This is a genomic window from Accumulibacter sp. (genome assembly GCF_023806565.1).
Taxonomy (GTDB): domain Bacteria; phylum Pseudomonadota; class Gammaproteobacteria; order Burkholderiales; family Rhodocyclaceae; genus Accumulibacter.
The window spans coordinates 1-5,158 of record NZ_JAMTDV010000123.1 but is presented as its reverse complement, the minus strand read 5'-3'; the positions used below and the strand labels follow the sequence as shown (position 1 = coordinate 5,158).

Below are 5,158 nucleotides of genomic sequence, written 5' to 3'. Positions count from 1 at the left end.
AGTGGAACGTTCAAGAAGCACTTTTCTGTTTTCCTTTTTGTGAGGAGTTCTTACGTTATGAAAAACAAGACGAAAAATCGTCTGATGATCGGATGTACGGTGTTACTCGGTGTCATCGGGTCGACAGTTGGTCCTCTGGCCGCTGCCGCTAGCGCCGCATCTCGCCAGGTTGTGGGAGTTCAAACGTATGGATCGACGTACGGGGAATTGAGCGCCAGGTGGTGGCAATGGGCATTCTCGATCCCACAAGCGATCAATCCAATCTCGGACTCGTCAGGAGCGAACTGCGCCCAGGGGCAAGTTGACGACGTGTGGTTCCTGGCGGGAAGTTGGGGTGGACTGCCTGTAACGCGGTGGTGCAGCATTCCGGCGGGGAAGCCCATTTTCTTTCCTCTGATCAACAATGTTGCGTTCAAGCCGGCAGGGTCCGAGACGCTTCTTAGTTTGAGGCAACTGGCTGCCGGGTTCGTTGATAGTGTTACGAAGCTGACTTGCAAGATCGACTATGTTGATTGCGCCGATCAGTGGTCCAGTTTTCGGGTAAGGTCCCCCTCTTTCTCGGTCATTGCACCGCCAAAGGGGATGGTACCACCGGGTAATTTGTCGGTACCTGGTAATACTGACCCGCTCGTCTCGGACGGCTACTGGCTGCTGCTCTCGCCACTGGCACCAGGAGTGCACGTCCTTCACTTTGGCGCGGAGACCAGTGTCGGGTTTACGGTGGATGTGACCTACAACCTCACCATTGCGCCGTAGGGAATTCGGTGTAGCAAGGCATGGGGCATTCGGAGAGGAGCTGGTGCGAGTATCGGCACTATCCAGAACGATAGCGGGAGAGTGACCCGTTGCCTGACACAGCGGTGCAGCGGACGGCGCAAGAACACGCGCCGCCGCTCACCGTGGGCGAGTGCGCCGGGGAGGGCGCCTTTGTTCGTCGTTGGAAGCCCGGTCGAATGGCCAGGAGTTGCGTTGCGTCGCGCCCATTTCGCTCGACCGAAGGCCAGACGAAAGACAAGGGCGTTACCGCGCGGCACCGTTGACGGCCGGCGACGCTGGGCGTAGAAGGCTGCATTCCCCGATGCAGGAGTACACCATGTTTGCACCGATCGTCTGTCCGTTGCGAGCTGTGGAGTCGGCGTGGATTGACTACAACGGCCACATGAACATGGCGTATTACCACCTGGTTTTCGACGAAGCGCTGGATCTCGTTCTCGATTCCCTCGGCATCGGCCCGGCGTACGTCCGGGAACGCCAATATTCGCTGTTTACGGTCGAGACACACGTCCACTATCTTGGCGAACTTGCCCTTGGCGATCCGATTCGCGTCGAGTATCGCTTTCTCGACTGGGACGACAAGCGGCTGCATTGCTACGGCGAGATGTACCAGGGTGAAAACGGCCGCCTGGCGGCGACGTCCGAGCAGCTCTCGCTGCACATCGACCTGCGGATGCGCAGGGCAGCGCCTTTTCCCGAAGACGTGGTCAGGCTGCTCGCGGCAGTAATGGACGAACACTCGGCGCTGCCACGACCCGACCGTGTCGGGCATGTGATGGGAATCGCTCGGGAGAAGTCTCGCCTGAACGCGACAAGGTAAGCGGCGAAATATCGACTGGCGCCGCGAGGAGAAACGCCAGGCCCGACGAAGCGTGTCAGACGATGTTTCGTCAGGAGCCCACGTCGTTGCCGGCATTTGCTCGGCGCCAAGAGACATGCCATGCCTGCGCCGAAGCATTCATGCAGCCTGCCGTGGTTCCTGCCGCCCCACCGCGTCGGAGATCGACACCGGCAGAAGAGAAGCTTCCCGCTGTTGCAGGAGCAAGCTGCGGTAGCTGGCGGCGCGGCGCAAACGACAACGGACCCGCATGCGGGTCCCTCGCGTGCCTTGCCGCAGAGGAATCAGGCAGCCTTGCGACGACGCGCGATGCCGACCAGACCGAGGGCGAGTTGGCCAAGGGTCGCGGGCTCCGGAAAGGCGGCGCCGAACTCGACGTTGTCGATGACATCGAAGCTGCTGGAGTTGTTGATTGTCAGATAGGCGATTGGCACTACGCTGGCAACGCCGAAGAAGCCGGTGCCGCCGCTCGGCACGGTGATCTGCCTGCTGTCGATCAGGGTGCTGGTCGAGTCGAAAAGATCGACGGTCACCAGGATCGAGTGGCTGGACTGGGAACCACCGCCGAAGTTCTGGAAGACGTCTACACGAAGTTGATGCCGGGGACGATTTCGCCGGGCGACACGATACCGGGAGTGTTGCCGGTTCTGCTCAGCGGCGAGGTGAATGTCGTCGTGCCAACCGCATCCATCTTTTCGAGACCTTCGCAGGTCAGGCCCGGGTTGGCGGCGTCGAAGGCAGCGCGCGTCGCATAGTAGGTCGAGGCGGCGGAAGCGATGCCATTGGCAAGCAGCGAGGCTAGTGCAGTGGTCAGGGTGATTTTATTGATGAGCGAAACGCCGGGCGGGAAATTGGGTCTGCGCAGCCGGTATGCGTCGGCAGCCAGAAATAAGGGATGACAATCGCGAGCGACGCATGGTGGGGAGCGGCGGTCAGAAAGCCGCTTGATCCACGGTCGCGCGATCGCAAGGACGATTTCGGGACCGGCGCGATCTGCCCGTTCGCCGCTCGAGGCAAGCAATTCCTTGCGATCGATCGCTTGCCCCGCCTGCCGTTGCCGCACGCGGGGGATTGCCGCACAATGCGGCAGCGATGTCTGCCGCGGCATCGCCAATCCCTATTCGCTGCGGCACTGGAAGGAGACACGAGATGGCTGGCAAAAAAGCGCTTTTTGTCGGAATCAACAAGTTTGCGAACTACCCGCAGTTCACGCTCAATGGTTGCGTCAACGACGCCAAGGACATGGCGGCTCTGTACAAGGACCTGCTCGGCTTCAAGACGACCGAAATGAGCGTTCTCACCGACGCCCAGGCGACCAAGGCGAACATCATGGCGCAGCTCAACGCGATGGTCGCCGACGCAAAAGCCGGCAAGCTGAGCTATCTGGTCTTCAGTCTGTCCTCGCATGGCACGCAGATGAACGACACCAGCGGCGACGAACCAGATGGCATGGACGAGGCCTTCGTTCCCCACGACATCGCCGAGAAGGCGGGTGCCTGGGATCCGGAGCACATCATCTGCGACGACGAACTGCATGATCTCTTCGTGCAGTTGCCGGCCGGCGTGCTGCTCGAGGTCTACCTCGACACCTGCCACAGCGGCAGCGGCTTGCGCGGCGCAGAATTCGGACTGCACGCCCCGCGCGCGCGTTACGTTGCCCCGCCTGCGCACGAGTTCGACAAGAAGACCGCCAGGATGCGCGGTTTCACGCTGGATCGTCCGGCCCCCGCAGCGAAAAAGGGCGCCGACAAAGGCACCCAGCCAGCGGTGGCCGGCGCCAACCACATCCTGTGGACGGGCTGCAAAGCGAACCAGACGAGTGCCGACGCCTATTTCAACGGACGCTACAACGGCGCGTTCACCTACTATCTGATCAAGGTGATGCGCGACACGCAGAACAAGCTGTCGCGCAAGGAAGTGATCGGCAAGATGCGCGCGCTGATGAAGTCCGGTTTTGCGCAGACGCCGCAGCTCGAAGGCAACGCCACCAATCGTACGCAAGCCGTGATCTACTGACCGGCAGTGCGCCGGTAGTCAACGGCCATCTGCCCGTGCCGGCCACGCTGCCGCTGCTTGGCATCGGACTGACGGGTCTGGTTCTCAGTCGCCGCAATCGCTCGGCCCGAGCCTTGTCGTAGTGACCAGGAAGGCGGTGTTCTTGCGACACCGCCTTCCTGCGCGAATCGGTGGACGGAGCCCACGGTCGGGCAGGGTTGAAGTCGGCGGGCGGCCGTTGTCGAAGCCGCTCTTTTTTCGGCCGCGACAGGTAGCTCCGCAAGTCGGTTGTTCAAGCCCCCGGCAAGCGGCTATCATTGCCCGCTGGTTCGGCATTCGTGCGGGGGAAATGCCATGCGCCCGATGGTAAGGTTGCTGCTGGTCCTGTTGTTTGCTTCGCTTGGGGCGGTGGATGCCGTGGCTGCTGACGGCGACCCGCACGCGACCGATCGCCAAGCCTTGATCGCCATCTTTCACGAGATGGAGGCGGCGATCAATGCACAGGACGTCGAGCGAATGATCGCCCAGATGTCCCCCGACGTTACCGTCACCTGGCTCAACGGCGAGGTGTCGCGCGGCCATGACCAGGTCCGGGCGTACTATCGCAAGATGGTTCGTGGCGACGACCGGATCCTCGATCGCTATCTGACCTCTGCCCGCATTGGCGCTCCGGCGCGCTTCTTCGCCGATGGCACGGTGGCCGTTGCGGATGGAACGATGGTGGATCAGTTCTTTCCGGTTGCGCGCGGGCCATTCTCGCTCGATTCGAACTGGACGACGACCCTGGCCAGGATCGACGGAAAGTGGAAAGTGGTGTCCTTGCACCTGTCCGCCAACGTCTTTACCAACTCGCTGATGGCCGAGGCGAAGGCTGCGCTCTGGTGGGTAGCGGCTGGCGCCGGTGCAGCCGGCGTCCTGCTCGGCCTGTTGATCGGCTGGATGCGGCGCAGGCGCTGAGGCCGGCGTCGGCTCAGGTTGTCCAGCCGACGTGGAGCAGGACGTAGAAGGCAGGAGCCGCGAGGCACAGCGAGTCGAGTCGATCGAGCATTCCGCCATGGCCCGGGATCGTTTCCCCCCAGTCCTTGATGCCGCGTTGGCGCTTGATCGCTGACAGGCACAGGCCCCCGACGAAGCCGAGCGAAGTGAGCAGCAGCGAGACGAGCGCTGCCTGGGTGGGCGTAAACGGCGTCCACGCGGCCAGGCTGGTGCCGAGCGCGGTGGCCGAGAGGATTCCCCCGACCGTCCCCTCGATCGTCTTCGCCGGCGAAATCCGCGGCGCGATCGCGTGCCGGCCGGCGAGCTTCCCCCAGAGATACTGCAGGACGTCGCTCGACTGCACCACCAGCAACAGGAAGACCGGCAGGTAGGCAACGCGGTGTTCCTGGCCGACGATCGGCAGCGTGAGCAGCGCGGGAACAAAGGAGAGGGAGAAGACGCAGACCAGCAGTCCCCACTGCAGCGTGCGCAGGGAATGTCTCGTGGTGGTTCGCGGAGACCGCAACAGCAGCGGCAGGACGACCAGCGCCAGGCACGGGATCAGCGCGCAGAACC

The 5,158-nt window shown here is 62.5% G+C and carries 7 protein-coding genes; 4 read left to right on the top strand and 3 right to left on the bottom strand.

The features are described 5' to 3' along the window. Positions 1–756, top strand: a 756-nt coding sequence (locus NFV80_RS14440) for a hypothetical protein (protein ID WP_295331446.1), incomplete at its 5' end; no start/stop codon positions are given. Between the two features lie 337 nt (positions 757–1,093). After that, complete coding sequence (locus NFV80_RS14435) at positions 1,094–1,594, top strand: thioesterase family protein (protein ID WP_295331447.1); 501 nt, start codon at positions 1,094–1,096, stop codon at positions 1,592–1,594. Between the two features lie 302 nt (positions 1,595–1,896). Here the strand turns inward: NFV80_RS14435 and NFV80_RS14430 are convergent, their stop codons facing one another. Both NFV80_RS14430 and NFV80_RS14425 read right to left on the bottom strand, forming a co-directional pair. Then, complete coding sequence (locus tag NFV80_RS14430; RefSeq protein ID WP_295331448.1) at positions 1,897–2,145, bottom strand: PEP-CTERM sorting domain-containing protein; 249 nt, start codon at positions 2,143–2,145, stop codon at positions 1,897–1,899. Positions 2,146–2,195: 50 nt separating this feature from the next. Continuing rightward, positions 2,196–2,720 (bottom strand): hypothetical protein, encoded by a 525-nt coding sequence (locus tag NFV80_RS14425; RefSeq protein ID WP_295331449.1) that lies wholly within the window; start codon positions 2,718–2,720, stop codon positions 2,196–2,198. A 41-nt stretch (positions 2,721–2,761) separates the two neighbouring features. Between NFV80_RS14425 and NFV80_RS14420 the strand changes: the two genes are divergently transcribed. Both NFV80_RS14420 and NFV80_RS14415 read left to right on the top strand, forming a co-directional pair. Then, positions 2,762–3,628, top strand: a complete 867-nt coding sequence (locus NFV80_RS14420) for a caspase family protein (protein WP_295331450.1) — start codon at positions 2,762–2,764, stop codon at positions 3,626–3,628. Between the two features lie 333 nt (positions 3,629–3,961). Continuing rightward, entirely contained in the window at positions 3,962–4,564 is a 603-nt protein-coding gene (locus NFV80_RS14415) for a nuclear transport factor 2 family protein (protein ID WP_296759114.1), read from the top strand. 13 nt (positions 4,565–4,577) lie between these two features. Here the strand turns inward: NFV80_RS14415 and NFV80_RS14410 are convergent. Next, on the bottom strand, positions 4,578–5,158 hold a 581-nt coding region (locus tag NFV80_RS14410; protein ID WP_296759111.1), incomplete at its 5' end, for a phosphatidate cytidylyltransferase.